Genomic DNA, 21,216 nt, shown 5'->3' on the forward strand with positions numbered 1-21,216 from the left:
CAATGAAAACCATGTATTTAACAATCACACTTACAGCAATCATGCTGGCTTGCTCTTCCCCAAAACAAAGTGAAGGAGCAAACGATCAGGCAGAATCAACCGAAATCACTCAAAACCAGGACCTTTCGGGAGTTATAGATGCTTATATTAAAATGAAAGATGCCCTTGTAGCAACTGACGCTTCAAATGCCAAAAATGCCAGTCAGATACTGCTCGATCAGCTTAAAAAAGCTAATATGAGCGAAGAGCTGCTGGCAGCTGCTAAAAAAATCTCTGAAAGTGATGACATCAAAGAACAGCGTACAGCTTTCAAAGAAGTAACTGACTTGTTGATTCCAGCTGTGAAGGCAACAGACAACACCACCACGCTTTACGTACAATACTGCCCTATGGCTTTTAACAATCAGGGAGCCAACTGGATCAGTAACTCTGAGGAGATCCGAAACCCATACTTTGGAGATATGATGCTGAAGTGTGGAAAGGTGACAGAGGAGTTATAGGAAAAATACTGCCCCACATACTACAAAAGTCTCAAGAGTAAATAAAAGAGACTTTTGTAGTCCATTAATTTCCAATGTGACTTTTGTTACAAACTAATATGCACGGAAACGTTCATGAGAGTATAACATAACACTTAAAATTATGAACTATTACCATTCAAAAACGCTGACAAATATTTCTTTTGATGAAGCTATCGAAAAAGTAACCGAAGCGCTATCCGTACAAGGCTTTGGCATTCTTACTCAAATCGATGTAAAGGAAACGATGAAAAAAAAGCTTAATGAGGACTTCAGACCGTATAAGATCCTGGGAGCCTGCAATCCTCCTTTTGCTTTTAAAGCCCTGAAAGCTGAAAACAAGATCGGAACCATGCTACCCTGCAACGTAGTGGTACAGCAACTTGAGGACGGTTCCATAGAAGTTTCTGCAGTTGACCCGGTAGCTTCCATGCAGGCCATTGAAAATGAAGAACTCGGACATATCGCTCAAGAAATTCAGAGTAGACTGAAGACAGTCATTGAGCACCTTTAACCCCTGATCTGACTGGTCCCGGCAAAACATGCTGCCTGCTGGTTGGTTATATAAGTAAACGATTGTTAACTAAAATAAATGATCATGATACCTGTAAAATCAATCATAGCATTAACAATCACCAGCTTAATCTTCATTTCAGGATGTACTGTATCCAGGTATTCCGTAATTACAGATTACGATCGGGATGCGGATTTCAATGAATATAAAACCTACTACTGGTCAGATGAATTTCAAAATAAGAACGGGGAGGAGAATCCGCTTTTCTATAATTCACTAACCAAAAAGCGGCTTAAAAAGGCCATTGAAACAGAAATGGACGGGCGTGGATATGAACTGGACCCCGTTTCACCAGATCTTTTGGTAAACTCCCGCGTCATTGTAGAAAAAAGCAATAACCAAAGAAACTACGTCCCTTCACCATATTACTGGTATGGTTACTCCCCCTACACTTACCCCACCTCCTCTAACCAAAAGGAAGGTGGAGTGATCATCGAGCTGATCGATAAATCAAGAAAACAGCTGGTATGGCAGGGGTATGCTCCGGAAGTGATCGAAACAGCTACCAAAAACAAACAGGAGGAGATCCGAAATGCTGTGTCGATGATCTTTTCAAACTATGATCACCGGGCTAATTAGCAGCTTTAGTGTGGAGAAAAGACTACAAAAGCCTATGAACAATTAGGGACTTTTGTGGTCTTTTTATATAAGAGCAGAGCGAATTAGCACCACAAAATAATCTAACGAATACGCAACAAGATGTAACAGCTGCACCTGTAAGTGACGGTATTTTTGTGTATAAACAATTACAATATGAGCGAACATCATCACCACGAGCACCATCATGATAGGCACGAGCATCATGGCGGACAAAATCATGATCATCATCATAGTCACGGAGGTGGTGGACACAGCCACCATGATCACCACGCACACATGATTGAGGATTTTAAGAAACGCTTTTACATCAACACAGCACTATCTATCCCTGTTCTGGCCTTTTCAGAAATGATCCAGGGATTTCTGGGGCTGTCGTTTTCATTTCCAGGAATGGATTATGCAGCAGCAACACTGGCTACCCTGATTTTCATCTATGGTGGCTGGCCATTCCTGAAGGGATTGAAAGATGAACTTTCCGAAGGTGGCCCAGGCATGATGACACTGATTGCTATTGCCATCACAGTAGCCTGGGCTTACAGTACAGCCGTCGTACTAGGCTTGCAGGGCAAGGTATTTTACTGGGAGCTGGTAACCTTAATAGATATTATGCTCCTTGGTCACTGGCTGGAAATGCGTTCCATTATGGGTGCCAGCAAGGCATTGGAAAAGCTTGCTGAGCTTATGCCTTCAGAAGCCCATCTGGTGGAGGGTAATGACATCCGGGAAGTCAGTATCAGTGAGCTAAAAAAGGGAAACACCATTCTTATCAAGCCTGGTGAAAAGGTGCCGGCAGACGGCAAAATCGTGGAAGGAACCAGTGACCTGAATGAAAGTGCTCTGACGGGTGAAAGCAAACCAGTCGAAAAAGGTGAAGGCGATGAAGTGATCGGTGGTGCGATCAATGGTGACGGAAGCCTGAAAGTGGAAGTGACTTCTTCCGGAGAGGGCAGCTATCTCAACAAAGTCATCAAACTGGTGGAAGAAGCCCAGCAGACCAAATCCAAAACCCAAAACCTGGCCAACAGAGCTGCCGGTTGGCTGGCATACATTGCCATCGGTGTGGGTGTGATCACCTTCATTGCCTGGGGCTTTTTCTCCGCTCAAAACATGGACTTTGCTTTGGAACGGACAGTCACCGTGATGATCATCACCTGTCCACACGCTCTTGGTTTGGCAGTTCCTCTTGTAGTGTCCATTTCTACGGCATTATCAGCCAAAAACGGACTTTTGATCCGAAACCGTACTGCCTTTGAAAACAGTCGAAAGATCACTACTATCATATTTGATAAAACGGGTACACTGACGGAAGGCAATTTCAGCGTGAGTAGAGTTGAAACACAAGATGGGTCAGACAACGATCAACTCCTCACAGTTGCGGCTGCCATTGAGCAAAACTCTGAGCACCCTATCGCCAGAGGGATTGTCAGAGCAGCAAAAGAGAAAGAGTTAGCCCTGCCAAAGGTCAGTGATTTCAATTCGGAAAAAGGAAAGGGAGTTTCAGCAAAAATTGACGGTGATACCTATCGGATCGTCAGCCCGGGTTACCTGAAAGATGCTGGTAAAGAATTACCAAATAATGCCTTTACAGATGTAGCCGAAACCGTAGTATTTGTTCTTAAAAAAGAGGAATTGATGGGATTCATTGCTTTGAGCGATCAGATACGTGCTGAGAGCAGGGAAGCCATAGAAATACTCAAAAGCAAAGGGATCAAAGTACTAATGGCAACTGGTGATAATGAGCAAACCGCTAAATCCGTAGCTGACCAACTGAATCTTGATGGGTATTACAGTCAGGTATTGCCGCATGAAAAATCGGAGCTGGTAGAGAAGCTCCAGAAAGAGGGAGCGTATGTAGCTATGACCGGAGATGGTGTCAATGATGCCCCTGCCCTGGCAAAGGCAGATATAGGTATAGCCGTAGGATCAGGAACAGATATAGCTGCAGAAACCGCCGACATCATTCTTACGGAAAGCAGCCCCAAAGACATTGCTAACCTGATCCTGTTTGGGCGAGCTACCTATCGGAAGATGGTTCAGAACCTCATCTGGGCTTCAGGATACAATATCGTGGCTATACCATTGGCAGCTGGGGTATTATTTTATCAGGGCATTATGATCAATCCGGCACTTGGCGCAGCTTTGATGAGCTTAAGTACGATTATTTGTGCGGGTAATGCTCAACTGCTGAGACTTAAATTCAATAAACGATAAGAAAAGTAAAGCCATTTTGCATTTTGCAAAATGGCTTTCAACTATGTAAACCACCCTAACCTTCTAAAAACTAATTCCAGCCACCTCCCAGTGCCTGATAGACATTGACATACGCTCTGAGTTGCTGCATTTTTGTCTCAATAAGCTCAAACCGGGATTCCAGTGCATCTCGTTGTGTCAACAATACTTCCATATAATCTGCGCGAGCTGATCTAAAGAGATTGTTAGAGATCTCAATTGATTCATTCAGGGCCTCTACCTGCTGCTGTTTCAGCTCCAGGCTACTTTCCAGGTTACCGATCCTGGACAGTTGGTTGGCCACTTCAATGTATGCATTGAGGAGCGTCTGCTCATAATTATAAACGGCCTGAATTTGTTTTGCATTTGCATTGAAATAGGTTGCCTTTATTGCTTTTCTATTGACCAGAGGGGCTGTGAGGTCTCCAGCCAACGAATAGACCAATGATTCAGGCGTTGTGATCAGGTAAGCTGGATTAAAAGCCTGATAACCTACTCCGGCTGCAATCCCAAATGAAGGATAAAATCGCGCTTTTGCCACTTTCACATCCAGTTTGGCTGCAGCCAGCTCCAGCTCTGCCTGCCGCACATCGGGGCGATTTTCCAAAAGCTGGGAGGGAATACCAACCCTGATGGAGTCAGGCACCAGCTCTCCAAACGATTCAGAATCTCTGGGTACAGGCTGAGGATACCGACCCAGGAGAAAATTTATACGGTTTTCTGTTTCGATGATCTCCTGCTGAATCCTATATTGGAGGCTTCTAGTATTAAGCACCTGTGCCTCAAACCTGCGCACTGCCAGCTCAGTCACCCTGGTAGATTGTTTTTGTAGCTTCACAATTTTCAGGGCATCGCTCTGGATCTGTATATTCTGTTTTACGATAGCCAGCTGATTATCAAGTGCCAGAAGTTCATAATAGGAATTGGCGATCTCCGCAATCAAATTGGTCACCATGAAATTTCGTCCCTCTACTGAGGCCAGATAACGGGTATACGCAGATTTTTTAGCATTTCGCAGTTTTCGCCAGATATCCACCTCCCACGAAGCATATGCCCCGACCATGAGGTCCGGAAATGGTTCGGGAAACTCCTCTCCCTCCCTGATATTCAGATTTTCTTCTACCGCTCCATTTCGGGTATACTGGCCTACCTTGTCTATTCCTGCTCCTGCCTTTATATCAACAAAAGGTAAATATTCCCCTTTTCTGGCCATCACTTCATTTCTCGCAATATCAATCTCCTGAAAAGTAATATTCAACTCCTGATTATTATTTAATGCAGTGTCAATCAGGGCGATCAGGTATGGATCTGTGAAATACTCCTTCCAGCTGATATTTGCGGTATTGGTGGTATCCTGCGCCTGATTGAAACTTTCAGGAGTAGACCTATTTACCAATTTTTTAACCGTTAGCTCAGGTGTACAAGCTGATATACTCATCATAAAGAGAATCCCACCTAAACATTTATGTATAATATTTTTCATTAAGATCAATGGTTCGATTATTCTTTCTCTTTGTTATCAGAGTCAAAATGGTCACTATGATGTTCACGTAGCATCCTGTCTCTTTCCTCCATTGTATGCACATATTCTTCTGACAAGGGTTCGTCATATTCGTCCTTAATCAACGCCCGGCCTTCTGCCAGTTTACCAAAAATGTAATACAGTCCGGGGATGATCAATACTCCGAAAACGGTACCTATGAACATTCCTCCCAACGCTGATGAACCGATAGTACGGTTGCCTATGGCTCCCGGGCCGGTGGCAATCACCAGAGGGATCAATCCGGCCATGAACGCAAAGGAGGTCATTAATATTGGGCGAAAACGCACCCTGGCACCTTCAACTGCCGCCTCAAGGACTGTAGCTCCCTGATGATGCTTTTGCACGGCAAATTCTACAATCAGCACCGCATTTTTCCCCAACAAACCAATTAACATGATCAATCCTACCTGGGCATAAATATCATTAGCCAGCCCCATGAGCTTTAGTAAAAAGAACGAACCAAAAACTCCGACCGGAAGAGAAAGGATCACAGGCAGAGGCAATAAGAAACTTTCATACTGAGCTGCGAGGATAAGGTACACAAATATCAAAACAACAAGGAAGATAAAGACCGCTTCATTTCCTCTTGAAGCTTCATCATAGGAAAGACCCTCCCAGGCAATATCACATCCTCTGGGTAGTGTTTCTGCAGCAACCTCTTTTATGGCATCTATGGCATCCTTGGTGGTGTATCCAGCCGCCGGGAGTCCTCTGATAGCCGCTGAATTGTACAAATTATAGCGTGTGATCTCATTTGGACCCTGCTTCTTCCTGATTGTCATGAAAGACGAATAAGGCACCATTTCACCATGCTCATTCTTTACAAACAGGTTGTCAAGATCTGAAGGATATCGTCTGTATTCAGGAGCGGCTTGGGTATACACCTTAAAGAAGCGGCCAAACCGGATAAATCCCTGTTCAAAGGTACTCCCTATTAAAATATTGAGGTTTTCCATGGCTCTCCCGATAGACACACCCTTTTGCATAGCTACCTTATTGTCTATTTCCAATTCATACTGTGGATAGTTGGCAGCATAAAAGGTGAATAGTCCGGTCACCTCTTTGCGCTTACGCAAAGCATCCATAAAACCTTGATTGATCTTGTCAAATTCCTGATAGTCGATGTTATTGGTCTTGTCCAACAGACGCATAGAAAAACCACCCGAGGACCCAAATCCAGGAACAGCCGGAGGCTCGAAGAATTCAATGATCGCTCCCAGGTCCTTTGATTTTTCTTCCAATTCTTCCATGATTTCATGTACGGAGTGTTCACGCTCTGACCAGTTTTTCAGGTTAATCAAGCAGGTACCCGCATTGGAGCCTCTTCCCTCGGTCATAATCTCATAGCCAGCCAGAGAGGTGACAGATTCGATGCCTTCTGTTTCTTCACAGATCCGTTGTAATTGCTGAGCCACCTTGTTGGTCCTCTCCAGCGTGGCTCCCGGAGATGTCTGGATAATGGCGTAGATGGTGCCCTGGTCTTCGCCAGGAATAAACCCGGATGGAAGCACCTGACTTTCGAGGAATATCCCTGCACCGAATGCCAGCAAAATACCGAATGTGACAAGCCTCCTGTTCACAATCAATTTTAAGATCCTGACATAGAAATTGGTTCCTCGATCAAACATCCTGTTAAAACTATCAAGCGCCTTATTGAGAGGACCCATCTTCTTCTGCTTCCCATAGTTATTCTTCAGTATAATGGCACAGAGCACTGGAGTTAAGGTCAACGCTACCACTCCGGAAATCACTATGGAGGAAGCCATAGCGATGGAGAACTGCCGGTAAAACACTCCTACAGGACCTGTCATGAACACAAGCGGAATAAACACGGCTGACATGACCAGTGTAATGGCTATTATGGCACCACTGATCTCTCCGAGCACCTTCTGTGTAGCATTGTATGGCGAGAGATTTTCCTCCTCCATTTTAGCATGAACAGCTTCTACAACCACGATAGCATTATCCACTACTATACCGATGGCCAGCACCAATGCGAACAGAGTAATCAGGTTTATGGAAAGGCCAAAAAGCTGCATCATGAAAAATGTTCCGATCAGCGATACCGGAACAGCCAGGATCGGGATCAGGGTAGAACGCCAGTCCCCCAGAAAAACAAATACCACTAATGCTACCAATATAAAAGCATCCCGCAGAGTATGTGTCACCTGGTCGATAGAGGCATCCAAAAACTGTGAAACATCATAGCTGATCTGATAATCCATTCCCGGAGGAAACTCCCCTTTCAACTCTTCCAGCCTGGCTTTTACATTCTTAATTACCTCACTGGCATTACTGCCCACGGTTTGTTTCAATACCATGGATGCAGACGGTTCACCATCCAGGTTTGAGTAAATGTCAAAAAACCTGCTACCCAGCTCTACAGTAGCAATATCCTTTAAGCTTATGATTTCACCTTCTTCATTGGCCCGAACAATGATGTTTTCATATTGCTCCGCTTTATTATACCTGCCTTGATACGTCAGAACATATTCCAGGGATTGAGCAGCTTTCCCTGAACTCCTGCCTAATCGACCAGGCCTTCCGATGATACTTTGTTCTTCCATCGCCTCCATCACTTCTTCCACCGATATATTGTAGGCCCGCATCCGGTCGGGCTTCAGCCAAACACGCATGGCATATTCCCTACTCCCCAGGATTTGAGCCCGGGCAATACCAGTGATCCGTTGGATTTCCGGCATTATCCTGGTGTAGGCGTAGTTGTACAAAAATTTCTCATCAGTATTATCATCTTTACTGAATAGATTCACATACATCAACATACTTGGCTGGATCGGGGTAATGATCACCCCTTCTCTCTGAACCAGTGGAGGGAGCAGAGGCAACACCTGATCAACCCTTGTTTTCACTCTTACCACTGCTTGGTTTGGGTCTGTTCCAGGTTCAAAAATTATCCGAATGGTGCCTTCTCCGGCACTGGTAGCATCAGAAGCAATGTACCTCATTCCCTGGACTCCATTGATGGCTGTTTCCAGAGGCACGAGAGTGGATTTAACTAATACATCTGCACTGGCGCCCGAGTAAGCAACAAATATATTGACCGTCGTAGGAGCAATTTGCGGAAACTGCGATATGGGCAACTGATAAATGGTGATAACTCCAGTGAAGACAAGCATCAATGAAATCACTATGGAGAGGACCGGTCTGTGAAGAATTTTTCTAAACATTTTTCTTACCTTTTCTGAGTTGACACATTATTCGGCATATAAATCCAGCTGACTCAGCACTGATTCCGGGTTTTCATAATCATAGGTTATGTGATCATTATCCCTCACCTTCCTCAGGCCATCCAGCAGGATCTTATCATCTTCTGATAACCCTGCCGCCACCACATATAAATGAGGCAACTCGTGAATTATCCTGATTTCCCTTGATTTGATTACATTGTCATCTCTGACGACAAAAACATACTGTTTGTCAAGGATCTCGAACGTCGTTTTCTGGGGGATCAATAGCGCATTTTCCAGCGGCACATCCACCAAAATATTTCCGGTTTCTCCATGCCTTAAAAGCCCTTTTGGATTAGGAAATGTGGCTCTAAAAGCGATATTCCCAGTCTCATTATTAAAATCGGCCTCTATGGTGGTCACCTCCCCCTCATAGTCAAAAAGTTTGTTGTTGGCCATCAACAACTTTACCTTCAGCGTGCTATCAGGATTTACTTTGATCTTATAGTCGAGATACTCTGCTTCCGGCACATTGAAATAGACCCACATTTCATGGTTATCGGAAAGCGTAGTGAGCAGCTCTCCTTCCTCCAGGAGGCTACCCAGCCGGACATGAAAATGATCCATAATGCCATCAAAAGGAGCCCGCACCTGTGTAAAATCCAGGTGAACCTGAGCCAACGACAATTCGGCTTTTGCTTTATCAAACTTTGCCTCTGCCAGGGCTAACTCTGTTGGAGCCACCACATTGCTCTCTGCTAACCTCTTCGTGTTTTGGTATTCAATTTCCGCAAAGTGTGCCTCAGCTTCTGCTTTTTTCAACTCAGCCTGGTAAAGTCTGGGCATAATTTGAAACATCAGCTGCCCCTTTTTCACAAACTGTCCCTCATCTACATAGATCTTTTCAAGATAGCCCCTCTCCAGAGCCCGAAGCTCTATGTGCTGGATGGAATGGATCTGACATACATAATTTCTGGTGATCAGAGTATCCTTTCTGACTGGAGATGTTACCAAAAACTTGCCGTTTGATTCGTGATGTTCTTCGTGTGATTGACATCCAGCCAAAAATAGTGAGGCACATACGACAGTGATCATGAGAATTCTGTTCATGATAATTTTCACAATTAACTACTTTACAATTAGGTTAATAAAACTTTGATTTAGGGATATTTAGATTACAATGTGTTAGCATATAGGATCTCTGGCAAAATCAGTCTGAATCCTCGTGTTTGATTTGATGTTAGTTGATCATTCATGGTCCTTTTTTATTCCGTTTTTAATACAGGAGCAATACTAGATTTCAATTCTGGATAAAATCTGGATTCAAAATCCTGTGGAATTTTTAATTTACGGAGGAGCTATTTATGTAGTCCAACGTGTGAAATATGTCGATGAAAAAAGGAACCCTGGATCAGGGAAAGTAAGTCAGTTTTAAACTTTTTCTTTTCAAAACAGGAGTCTTTAGTACTTATTAGAAATGTTATAATCAGCAACTACATCAAAGTTGTACTCTAAACCAGTAACCGACATTAATTCGGATGTTTTGATAAACACCAAAAAACCCGGCCCCCTGGGAGCCGGGTTTATGACCAACCTTGCCTTAGAGTTGGTCTGCCTTAGTTTATCCTACCGATGACAGATCTAAAAAACCCATCATTTTCTCGAGCTTGGGTCGTTCTGTCATCTAAGTTTGTGACCCTGAATTACCAGGGCTTAGCCCTTGTCCTGACAAATTTTATATTTTCGTCAGGATTAATTTCCGGCCTCAAAAGCTCCCAGATCAGGAGCTGAACCATTAAATGGTAATCCAACATCCACCCCCTTATCAACCAGGTCACTACCGGCTTTCAAATACAAATAGTCTATATCCGGAAGGCTGCCATCGGCATTTCGAGGGCTTTCTAAAAGATCCATATTCAGGCTTATAAAATCATCCGAATCAGCTACCAGCCCGTCTTGCCAGCTGTTGTTGGTAATGTCCGTAGTAGTTGCCTGATAGCTGTCTCCACTACCGCCTATGGATATAGTGTTTTTGATGGTCAGCGAGTTGGCAATATTAGTTGACCCAAAGCTGATGTTCCGACCATTGTTATGAGCACTACAATTGTAGAGTGTAACATCTCCCCGATTGCTATTGTGGTCAAATCCGTCGTAGACATTACCAGCAGCGATACAATTCGTATAGATGGCATTGTGCTTAAGGGTCTTATCATCACTCCCTCCGGTTTTAAACCCATTTCCATCTCCTCCTCCTACAGTTCCATCTTTGAGGTATCCGTTTTTAAAGGCCCAGCAGTTTTCATAAGTGGTAGTAATATTATCATTCCCTCTCATGTAACCATCCCATCCATCATCCAGGTTTTGCCATGCACGACAGCCAATGAATTTGTTGCCATCCCCGGCATCCAGCTTACAGGCAAACCCATCAGCATTCTCGATGGATGAATCGGCATTATAGTAAGAGTCACAGTTCAGAACGGTATTGTTACTGGCCCCGTTTCCAATCTGAAGACCACTGTCCGCGTTCTCGTAGAAGGTACAGAATTCAATGAGATTGTTATGCCCTTTGATGAACATTCCGTTATCACCGGCATTGTACACATCTATTCCCTTAATATGCCAATAGCTTCCATTAAGCTGAATACCCCTGTTGGAAGAACTTTCAGACATAGATGAAAAATCAAACAATGGCCTACTATCATCACCAGGATAAGCCAACAGGATAATCATGTTCCCCTCGGTTCCATCTCTGTTGATAGAAATGGTGGTATTGAAAGTGTAAGTTCCTTCTCTCACATAAATCTTATCACCGGGATCGGCATTGGCTATAGCAGTAAGCAGGTCTCCTTTATTATCAACTACCAAACCATCTTCCGGAACTCCGGTGATTTTAATTCCAAGTGTTCCTGTCACTCCTGACTCATCAGTAGCAGAAGCTGTGACTGTTATCGTTCCGTTTACCTTAGGGGTCAACAGCCCGCTTCCAGATATCTCCGCAATGCTTTCATCGGACACGGACCAGGACACAACTTTGTTAGTGGCATTTGTTGGTAATACTTCTACGCTCAGTTGTTGAGATTTACCATCTGCAATATCACCTCCCTGAACTGAAATACTCTCAACCAACACCTGGGGACCCTTTACACCTGAAACTTCGAATGACTTGTTTGCTGTGACACCAGAACCATCAGTAGCGGTAACTGTAACGGTAACAACACCATTGGACACTGCTGTCAGTAAACCATCTTCAGAAATAGTGGCAACAGACTCATTAGACACGGACCACTCCACTTTCTGATTGGTTGCATCATCCGGGCTAATAACAGCTGTAAGTTGACTTGTACCCCCATCTTCAATAAAGTCACCTTTGATGGAAATATAGCTAACCAAAATGGTATCCATCGGTTCATCTTCCTCACAAGCCATCAGGAGAATCAGTGCTCCCAGAATGATCATCAATATCGACCCCTTCGTATTCATATATGCTATGTATTAATTGTTTTTAGTTTTAAAGTTAAGTTCTAAAAAGCTGAGCACTTCCTTTATTGCCGGTTCAAACCAGGGGTTGAACAGCCAGAAGGAATGGGGTGCATCGCCAAATATTTTGGTTTTTGAATAGGTATTGTATTTTGAAATCTTGTCAATGAAATCCTGCCTTCCGGCTAAAAATCTTGGGTAAGAACTCCCGAGAAATAGTACAGGGGGTGTATCCGGACCAGCATGTGTCAGGGCAGAGGCCTTTTCCCACGTTTCAGGCACCTCTTCATATGTTCCACCCAGCCACTCCGAAGCTACTCTGCCCTCTTCAGATTCAGGGTGTTTGAAAGCAAGGACTCCATCTACATCAATGATGGCCTGTACTTCAGTCGAATGAGTCCGGCCATCAGGCTCAAATTCAGAATTTCCATTTGTTGTGCCGATCAGAGCGGCCAACTGTCCCCCCGCTGAGCAGCCCATCACTGCTATCTGATCAGGGTTGAGCTGGTAGTCTTCAGTATTGGCTCGCATCCAGTTAATGGCATACTTTAGATCATGGACAGCTGCTGGAAATTGAGCTTCCAGGGAAAGCCGATATTCCGGTGCAATCACCACATACCCTTCAGCAGCCAAACGCTCAGCCATAGGTGTCATAAGTGATTTATTCCCGGCTCTCCATCCGCCTCCGTGAATCAGGAGTATCCCAGGATATTTAGTTCCTCCCACTGGTTTTGGATAAAAGCAATTTGCTGGTAACTGACGGTCACCAATAGTTCTGTAAACCACTTCTTTATCTACCAGAATATTACCTGAGGGCTCAGAATAAACTACAGAAGCTTTGGCCTCCGGATGATATTTTTGGACTTTGGCAAATGTTCTGGATACTGTGTAAGTAGTATCTCTTAGAATGTCCTGAGCAGAAACACTCCCAAAGATTACCATTAAGACTACTAATGAAAGCTTATTCTTCATTCTACCTCTACCAGCGAGTTCAAATACACTTCTACGTTTGTATAGTATTTATCCAAATCAAAGCCTGTTCCGTCAGAGGCATCGTCTGGATTAAGTTTATTACGCCTTTCCCATTTATCTGGCATTCCATCCTGATCACTATCCCTGGGAGCCTTTTCGCAGATCAGCTCCGGCCAGCCACCAGCCTGTGATTGCATATCAATAATCCCGCCTTCTCCGTAAGTCGCCGTACCATTTTTGGCTTCTTCAAGAACCCGACTATCTACTTCATCCCTTGCATGATTAGCTCCGGCATCTTTTATAACTTCATTAAATGCTTCTGTTGCGGAGCTGGTGGATACAGGATCAACCTCAAGTGGTTCTACTAGCTTGATCTCATTCAACACATCCTCATCTGCAGCTACTCCTTCCCAGTTATCCTGATTTACTTCCTCATCACCTTCTAAAACATTGCCAGAGAGGTAAAATTTCCCATAGGGATCAAACGGATCCAGAATCTTATCTTCTTTGGACCTGGTAGCAGGACCAGCCTTGTAATAGTTATTGATCACGTTATGATTGCCTTCCTCACCACCGTAGCTATTATTGGCTTGCCAGTTATAAATAACATTGTTTCTAAAATCCACAATTTCCAAAGCAGGTTGCTTATGATACCGGGCTCCATGAAAGCGCGGATTTCGGCTTTTATGATGTGCAAAAATATTATGATGGAAAGAAGCTTTTTTTCCACCCCAAATACCGCCATAACCATGTTCGCCTTTCTGATGAACCGAGTTATTCAGACTTTCTGAAATGATGCACCACTGTACCGTAAGGTTTTCATTATCATAAAAGGTAGCACACTCATCCGTACCCCAGCTGAAAGAGCAATGGTCCACTATGATGTTTTTGTTGTTGGTGATACTAATTGCGTCATCCTGGACTTTTCGTTCGTCACCCATGCGTGAACGGATATATCTTATGATGATATTATCACCCTTTACTTTTAAGGGATAATTTTTGAGTGTGATACCATCACCAGGAGCACTCTGACCAGCAATGGTCACATTGCCATCATTGATATCCAGGTCAGATTCTAACTCAATGGTACCCGAAACAGCAAATACAATGATGCGGGGATAGTCCTTTCTCAGCGCTTCACGCAAACTCCCCTCTCCCGAATCATTCAGATTCGTTACGATTAGAACTTTTCCTCCCCTGCCGCCGGTGGTAAATTTTCCAAATCCCTCTGCTCCGGGAAAAGCAATAGGCTGTGCGCAAGTAAACAGGTACATGAAAAACAACCCCATTATCAGACTTAATCTCAGCATCAGTTTTTGACTTTCTGTGATTTCAAAAAGGAGTTCCCAACCTTTGAGAGGTTGGAAACTCCATGTTACATATAGCATTTAATGACTTCCGTCGTTGCTATTCCTTCATAAATTTAAGCTGGCTTTTCCGGCCTGCATTCACATATTCAATCAGATACAAACCATGTGGCAAAGTACTGATGTCTATTTCCAGCTTTGCTTTGCCGGATGGAACATTATGTGAAGCCACTCCTATACCCCCAAGGGTATGTATAGTAAGCTGTGCGTCCGATGAAAAATCACTGCGCTCAATAATAACCCTATCGGTGGATGGATTAGGCCATAGGCTTAGAGGCGCATCAGTGTTTCCTCCAGTGGAAAGCACTACACTCGCATCTATTGTACCTGATACCGCTCTGGTAACCGGATCAATCCCCGTACTGGAATGTACAATATCTCCACTGACATTGCCCTCGGCAAGTCCATTTAGTCTTATATAAACCGTCAATTCTTCAACGTTCCCTCCCAGTGGAGCCAATATAAGAGAGTCGAGCCATACTTCACCATTAAAGGATATCTGAAACCCATCAGGAAGAGAGATCTTGATACCTCCGGCCAAATTTGCTCCGGAAACCGTGTAGGTCTGTGGTTCAGACGGTGTACCCAACGATTGAGAAAAGGCTGTGAGCTCACCTGTCACTGTAATGCCGGGATCAGGAATGGTTTCTCCCGACACCTCAAAATTAACATCAACAGCATCCGTGGATGAGTGAACAATGTTTCCTGTGAATTCACCTAACTCTGTGCTGTTCAGTCTAACAGAAATCGTAGTACTTTCTATTGTACCTTCCCCATCCGGAGATATTGTCAGGGAAGCTGACCAGTTGGCACCATCATCCGATGACAACTCGTAATTTGTTGGGGCAGTGATGGTCAGGTCGCCTACCAGGTAGATCGCCGATACTGTATAAGTTTGTGATGCAGATGCCCCACTTACACTTTCGGTAAAAGGCTCCAGTGCACCAGCAACACTTATTTCGGGTACCACCGTGATCCCACTTACCGATACAGCTCTATCAGCTTCTCCACTTACCATTAAAATATCCCCTTCATAACTACCAACTTCAGCCGCATTAAGTCTTACATAAATGATAGTGTCAGGCACCAAACCACCAGCTTGCGCAATTATCAGCGGATCAGCACTGTAACCTGTACCTTCATTTACTGACAACTCATAGCCCGATGGAGGTGTAATCGTAATGTCGGTAGTGAGATCTGTTCCTGATATTGTAAATGATTTAGCATCAGTGGGTGTTCCCACATGTTGAAGGAAAGACGAAAGTGCCGATGGTCCAGCTATTGCTGGAGTTGGTCCCTCATCGTCACCTGTAAATTCGGCAGGTAGTCGCGTTTGAGCTGGTGAATAAGCGCCTGTGACATCATAGCTCACATAATCTACATATGCAGAATAGGTCGGGCTGCCATTGCCATCTCCAAACCGGAAATAATTTGAACCCGTGGTTGTGGTTGTTGTGGCTGTAAGCACTGGAAATGGATTTTCGTTGAGGTAGATATTTACAGTACCTTCTGTGCCACTGCTGGCATCAATCGTCATCCGAAATACATTCCACTTTGATAGATTCAAAACACCTGCCAGGTCTACAGAAGCTCCGGAGCGTTGAAGGGTCAGTTCTCCATTCGATCGAATATTCAAACCATCACGAATACCATTTACATGCATGTCTATATCAGTCAGCCGGTCGGCAGCCAGGTCTTTGGCCTTCACTCGCATGACCACTGTCAAGGCCTCAGGCACCGGATCAAAATCAGCTGTCTTGAACATTCCGGAATCATCGGTACCAAGACCATCGTTGTCCAGTGTCAACAGGTTGTTGCCTACTTTAACTGGGTCAGACTCTATGGTCCAGATCGTTCCAGTGCCATTACTTTCACTCCAGGCAGGATCAGCCGCACTTGGTAATTCATTCGCATGATATATGGTCCAATCACCTACAGGAGGCTTGGTCACTTCATTTGGCAAGCGTGTCTGGCCAGGTGAGTAAGCGCCCGAAACATCATAGCTCACATAATCTACATATGCAGAATAGGTCGGGCTGCCGTTGCCATCTCCAAACCGGAAATAATTTGAACCCGTAGTTGTGGTTGTTGTGGCTGTAAGCACTGGAATCGGGTTTTCATTCAGGTAGATATTTACAGTACCTTCTGTGCCACTACTGGCATCAACCGTCATACGAAATACATTCCAACCTGACAGATTTATAACACCTGACAAGTCCACAGAAGCTCCGGAGCGCTGAAGAGTTAGCTCCCCATTCGATCGGATATTCAAACCATCCCTAATACCATTCACATGCATGTCTATATCAGTCAGCCGGTCGGCCGCTGGATCTTTTGCCTTCACTCGCATGACCACGGTCAAGGCCTCAGGCACCGGATCAAAATCAGCTGTCTTGAACATTCCGGAATCATCAGTACCAAGACCATCGTTATCCAGCGTCAGCAGATTGTTACCTACTCGTACAGGATCAGACTCAATGGCCCAGATGGTACCAGTACCGTTACTTTCACTCCAGGCAGGATCAGCTGCACCTGGTAATTCATTTGCATGATATATGGTCCAATCACCTACAGGAGGCTTGGTCACTTCATTAGGTAAGCGAGTCTGAGAGGGTGAATAAGCACCCGAAACATCATAGCTCACATAATCTACATATGCAGAATAGGTCGGGCTGCCGTTGCCATCTCCAAACCGGAAATAATTTGAACCCGTAGTTGTGGTTGTTGTAGCTGTAAGTACCGGAAAGGGATTTTCATTCAAATAAACCCTCACAGTTCCCTCTGTACCACTGCTAGCATCAATTGTCATTCGGAAAACATTCCATTGCGATACGTTTAAAACTTCCGATAAATCTACGGAGGCTCCGGAGCGTTGAAGGGTTAGCTCACCATTGGAGCGGATATTCAAACCATCACGGATACCATTCACGTGCATGTCTATATCAGTCAGCCGGTCGGCAGCTGGATCTTTTGCCTTCACTCGCATGACCACTGTCAAGGCCTCAGGCACCGGGTCAAAATCAGCTGTCTTGAACATCCCGGAATCATCGGTACCAAGACCATCATTATCCAACGTCAAGAGGTTATTACCTACTCGCACAGGATCAGACTCTATGGCCCAGATGGTACCAGTTCCGTTACTTTCACTCCAGGCAGGATCAGCTGCACCTGGTAATTCATTCGCATTGTAAATGGTCCAATCACCTACAGGAGGCTGGTTTGGATCATCATCCTGTGCCCTGACTTCAGGCACCCAAAACATACAAAGTATCAGGGCGGATAATATAGTAGATAAGATTTTCATAATATCATTCAATTTTAAGCAACCGGATGAACAGAGCCACCTGGCTGTTGTTTATATTAAAAGTTAGTTCAGTGATCAGAGCACTTATTGCAACCATCTGGAATCGCCCACATTTTCATCAATAAGTGTCTGGTTAGTGACCGTAAAATCAGCGTTAGCTGCATCTACAAACCCGGGATCAGCTTCGGAAGCATCAACTTCTCCTGGATCGGTATATTCACCTTCCCAAAGCCCGATGTTGTTGAAATAATAGTTGGAGCTATAGGAAGTAGTCACTTCCGCATCTATGTCACCTGCTCTCGACCACTCCCCTCGATTGGTGCCATTATCATTGACTCCTGTTTCAACTAACAGGCAATTGCTCACCTCAAGGGATCCGCCTCCTCCCGCCATTCGGAAGAAACCTCGGTTGTTACTGCTTGCTACAATGCAAACCTGATACATGGTACAGTTTCTGAACACGACATCAGCAGGTACCTGCATACGTAAGAATGACCGGATTCCATTGGCAAAGGTTGAATTCTCAACTGTCAGTGAACCAACGCTTCCTCCTCTGAAGTCAAAACCATCGCCACCCCCACCATCGATATCATGGACGTAGGTATCTGTCATGGTAATATCTCCATAAGTACCACCACTGTTGCTATAAATGATGTTATTATCGTAACCACTGATCTCACATCCTTCAATCGTTAGAGCAGCCAAATTACATTCAGCAGCAGATGCATTGAAAAACTGACCATAGTCACCGCCACCCTGGAAGTTGAGATATCTTAAGGTAATTGAAGATACAGATGTTGCACAGGTAAGTTGCCCCTCGATCACTGGCATATCATAAAATTTCTGCCCTTCTATGGTAATCGATTTAGTGATCTCCTTGCCTCCCAGACTATAGGTTCCGGAAGCCAGGATAAGTGTGGCTCCATCTGCTGCAGCGTCGATCACTGCACTCAAGTCATCGGCGGCTGTTACGTTAGCTTCCTTCAGGGTTGAAAAACTAACTGTACCGCGTCGGTTTTCACCATTATACAAAGTCACCATATAATCTGTGGCTCCAGCGAGTCCTTCAATAATCGCTTCACCGGCAGCTTTTTGACCAGCTGAGATCTGAACCAGAGTATTTCCAGGCACGATCAAAAAGTGAGTAACATCACTTCCGGCTGTCCATTGCACAGTGGCATAGGTATCCTGAATATTAGGTCCCACTATAGGGAGGAATATCTGTTCAGGATCGGTTATCGCAGTTATAGTTGCCCAGTGCGACTCTTCCTGCCCTTCAGTAACAGCCTTTATACGTGCTGAATAGCGGGTTTCACCGGAAAAAGTTTCAGTGTAGGTTATCGTTCCTGCAGCAGGGATCTCATCAACTGTTCCTGTACTAATAGGATCTCCTGAAAACTTCAGGCTATCCTGAAAAAACTCTACCACGTACTGATCTACATCGGGGTTAGCTGTCCAGCTAAGTTCGATATCCACCTGATTTCGCACGCGAGCATCTAAACCCACAGGAGCAAAAGTCCTGGAAGTGGTCAACTCTTCCACCACCGGATCAATGTCGTCCTCACAAGCCATAGGTATCAATACCACCAGGCCTATCAAAACTCCAATATATTTTTTCATTCTGATATACATCATTAATAGATTTTAGTTCAGTAATTCGTTGGTTAACTGGCCATTGCTGCCATCGATAAATACCTGCCAGATGGGCCAGAATTGGTTGGCATCAGGATCTCCCACATACAGACTTTCAACCTTTTCGTCATCCAGTTGCTCAGGTACAGCCCAATCAATATTGTCGCTATACCCCGTAGGAGTATCCGTTTCACCCCGTTCCAGACCATAGAATTCGAGTGTTTCATCATCATCTGCCAGGCGATAGTACAATGTGGTGGGTACGTTGGTATAGTCACCAGCCCTGTTGCGCAGGTCATACATTTTTTGTTTGGCTTCAGCCAGCTTGTCACCAAGCAGGTTCCATCTAATGAGCGCTTGCTTGCGTTGCATCTCTCCACAGAGTTCCAACTTATGCTCTTCTACAATAGCATCAAAGACAGCCGTACCTGACAGACCATTCAGATAAGCATCCACCTTCGTAGACCAGTCTGAGGGATCAAAAGCGCGCTGGCGTATCTCTCTTAGATAAGGCTTAGCTGCATCAGCCCCTTCCAACTCATACGCTGCTTCAGCGGCCATGAGCAGTATCTCGGCATAACGCATGTACATCCAGTTAGTACCATCATCGTTACTGGCCGTAACCCGCACATTTTTCCATTCATACCGATACTTCCCAAACATCCATTCATCCAGCCCGGTAGGCTCTTGCTCAGCAATATCCTCAGCAGGACTCACATCCTTCCATCTGTAAGGGACACAAGTAACATCACGACGAGTGTCACGAGCATCATAGTCATAAAACACAAAAGGTAGTGGACCTGCTTGTCCACCTCTGGCCTGCCCCGTATATTTATCGTTACTCATGTGGCGGACAGCAAAAGTAAAGAGTACCCTGCCGCGACCAGATGCAAAAGGAATTTCCCAAAGGGGCTCCCCTCCTGCTAATACATTATCCTCGTTAAATTCCCTCCAAAGTGTCTCAAAATCTGGCTCCAGGCGGGCTGTACCACTTTCGATCACATCTTTACATTCCTGTAGGGCTATTGCATACATGTCTTCTCTGGCCAGTTCAGGGTCATTACTGAGACGAACACCGTCAGCATATTGGGAATAACCACCAGCGGCAAGGGCAAGTCGAGCACGCAAGCCTTTTACAAAAGCCTTATTTACCCGCTCAACGGTCACCGTATTTGATGACTCACCCGGCCAGGGCACCAGTGTAGCAGCCTCCTCCAGGTCAGCAAGCAATTGCTTGTAGATCACATCTCTGCTTGATCTGGGTAGATAGAGCGTCTCTGTATTGATAGGTTCAAATCGCGCGGGTACATCGCCCCAGGTTTTCACCAGATCAGCATAGTAAACAGCCCTAAGAGTTAGTGCCTCTCCCAACAAGTGAGCCATATCGGCCTTATTTTCAATATCCCCATATACACGAAGCCCACGAATACAAATGTTAGCACGTTCAATACCTGAATACATCATCGCCCAGGCATTGTTGGTCGTATTCATTTGATCATTGTTGGGCTTAGCATCATATTTAACCAGATCGTAGTTATCATCCGAGTTATTGGAGTTGTTATTCCATTCTACATCCGTGTTCATACCGTACCAGGGTAAAAATCGTCCCCTGTATGAATTGGTTTGTCCCATGGGTTCTTTGATCCCATCCACAGCACCCTTTGCGAGAACATAGATTGAAAATATCTTGGACTCATCAAGAGTAGACTTGGCCGGAGCTTCAAGATAGTCTTCGCAAGATGTACCACTTAATACCAGCACACCTATCAGCATTATATATATTAACTTTTTCATTTTCTTATTCGGTTAGAG

Annotated in this window: 13 protein-coding genes; 4 read left to right on the forward strand and 9 right to left on the reverse strand. The window is 44.6% G+C overall.

Translation table 11 applies throughout. The annotated features are described in order from the left end of the window. The first annotated feature begins 11 nt into the window (after positions 1–11). From AC3E9V_RS16130 to AC3E9V_RS16145, 4 genes are all read left to right on the forward strand, one after another. Complete coding sequence (locus AC3E9V_RS16130) at positions 12–500, forward strand: DUF3347 domain-containing protein (protein WP_488749167.1); 489 nt, start codon at positions 12–14, stop codon at positions 498–500. Between the two features lie 142 nt (positions 501–642). After that, complete coding sequence (locus AC3E9V_RS16135) at positions 643–1,032, forward strand: DUF302 domain-containing protein (RefSeq protein ID WP_488749168.1); 390 nt, start codon at positions 643–645, stop codon at positions 1,030–1,032. An 84-nt stretch (positions 1,033–1,116) separates the two neighbouring features. After that, a complete protein-coding gene (locus tag AC3E9V_RS16140; RefSeq protein WP_488749169.1) occupies positions 1,117–1,671 on the forward strand; it encodes a DUF4136 domain-containing protein in 555 nt (184 codons plus the stop codon). Positions 1,672–1,845: 174 nt separating this feature from the next. Further along, entirely contained in the window at positions 1,846–3,903 is a 2,058-nt protein-coding gene (locus AC3E9V_RS16145) for a copper-translocating P-type ATPase (RefSeq protein ID WP_488749170.1), read from the forward strand. Between the two features lie 70 nt (positions 3,904–3,973). On the opposite strand, the gene AC3E9V_RS16150 is transcribed toward AC3E9V_RS16145, so the two are convergent. The 9 genes from AC3E9V_RS16150 to AC3E9V_RS16190 all read right to left on the reverse strand — a co-directional run bounded on the left by AC3E9V_RS16150 (position 3,974) and on the right by AC3E9V_RS16190 (position 21,198). Next, positions 3,974–5,404, reverse strand: a complete 1,431-nt coding sequence (locus AC3E9V_RS16150; RefSeq protein ID WP_488749171.1) for a TolC family protein — start codon at positions 5,402–5,404, stop codon at positions 3,974–3,976. Positions 5,405–5,421: 17 nt separating this feature from the next. Further along, on the reverse strand, positions 5,422–8,652 hold the full coding sequence (locus AC3E9V_RS16155; protein WP_488749172.1) for an efflux RND transporter permease subunit: 3,231 nt from the start codon (positions 8,650–8,652) through the stop codon (positions 5,422–5,424). Positions 8,653–8,679: 27 nt separating this feature from the next. Beyond that, positions 8,680–9,762: an efflux RND transporter periplasmic adaptor subunit gene (locus tag AC3E9V_RS16160; protein WP_488749173.1), complete on the reverse strand. Its 1,083-nt coding sequence runs from the start codon at positions 9,760–9,762 to the stop codon at positions 8,680–8,682. Between the two features lie 642 nt (positions 9,763–10,404). Further along, positions 10,405–12,132 (reverse strand): right-handed parallel beta-helix repeat-containing protein, encoded by a 1,728-nt coding sequence (locus AC3E9V_RS16165; RefSeq protein WP_488749174.1) that lies wholly within the window; start codon positions 12,130–12,132, stop codon positions 10,405–10,407. Positions 12,133–12,144: 12 nt separating this feature from the next. After that, positions 12,145–13,101 carry an alpha/beta hydrolase fold domain-containing protein gene (locus AC3E9V_RS16170; protein ID WP_488749175.1) on the reverse strand — a complete coding sequence of 319 codons (957 nt, stop codon included), beginning with the start codon at positions 13,099–13,101 and terminating at the stop codon, positions 12,145–12,147. Continuing rightward, positions 13,098–14,411: a pectate lyase family protein gene (locus tag AC3E9V_RS16175; protein ID WP_488749176.1), complete on the reverse strand. Its 1,314-nt coding sequence runs from the start codon at positions 14,409–14,411 to the stop codon at positions 13,098–13,100. The genes AC3E9V_RS16170 and AC3E9V_RS16175 overlap by 4 nt, the downstream gene beginning before the upstream one ends. A 97-nt stretch (positions 14,412–14,508) precedes the next feature. Further along, positions 14,509–17,772, reverse strand: coding sequence for a T9SS type A sorting domain-containing protein (locus AC3E9V_RS16180; RefSeq protein WP_488749177.1), 3,264 nt, complete (start codon positions 17,770–17,772; stop codon positions 14,509–14,511). 84 nt (positions 17,773–17,856) lie between these two features. Continuing rightward, positions 17,857–19,392 carry a DUF5123 domain-containing protein gene (locus AC3E9V_RS16185; RefSeq protein WP_488749178.1) on the reverse strand — a complete coding sequence of 512 codons (1,536 nt, stop codon included), beginning with the start codon at positions 19,390–19,392 and terminating at the stop codon, positions 17,857–17,859. A gap of 24 nt (positions 19,393–19,416) precedes the next feature. After that, on the reverse strand, positions 19,417–21,198 hold the full coding sequence (locus AC3E9V_RS16190; RefSeq protein ID WP_488749179.1) for a RagB/SusD family nutrient uptake outer membrane protein: 1,782 nt from the start codon (positions 21,196–21,198) through the stop codon (positions 19,417–19,419). Between the last annotated feature and the right edge of the window lie 18 nt (positions 21,199–21,216).

This window comes from Marinoscillum sp. HNIBRBA16962 (genome assembly GCF_057801515.1).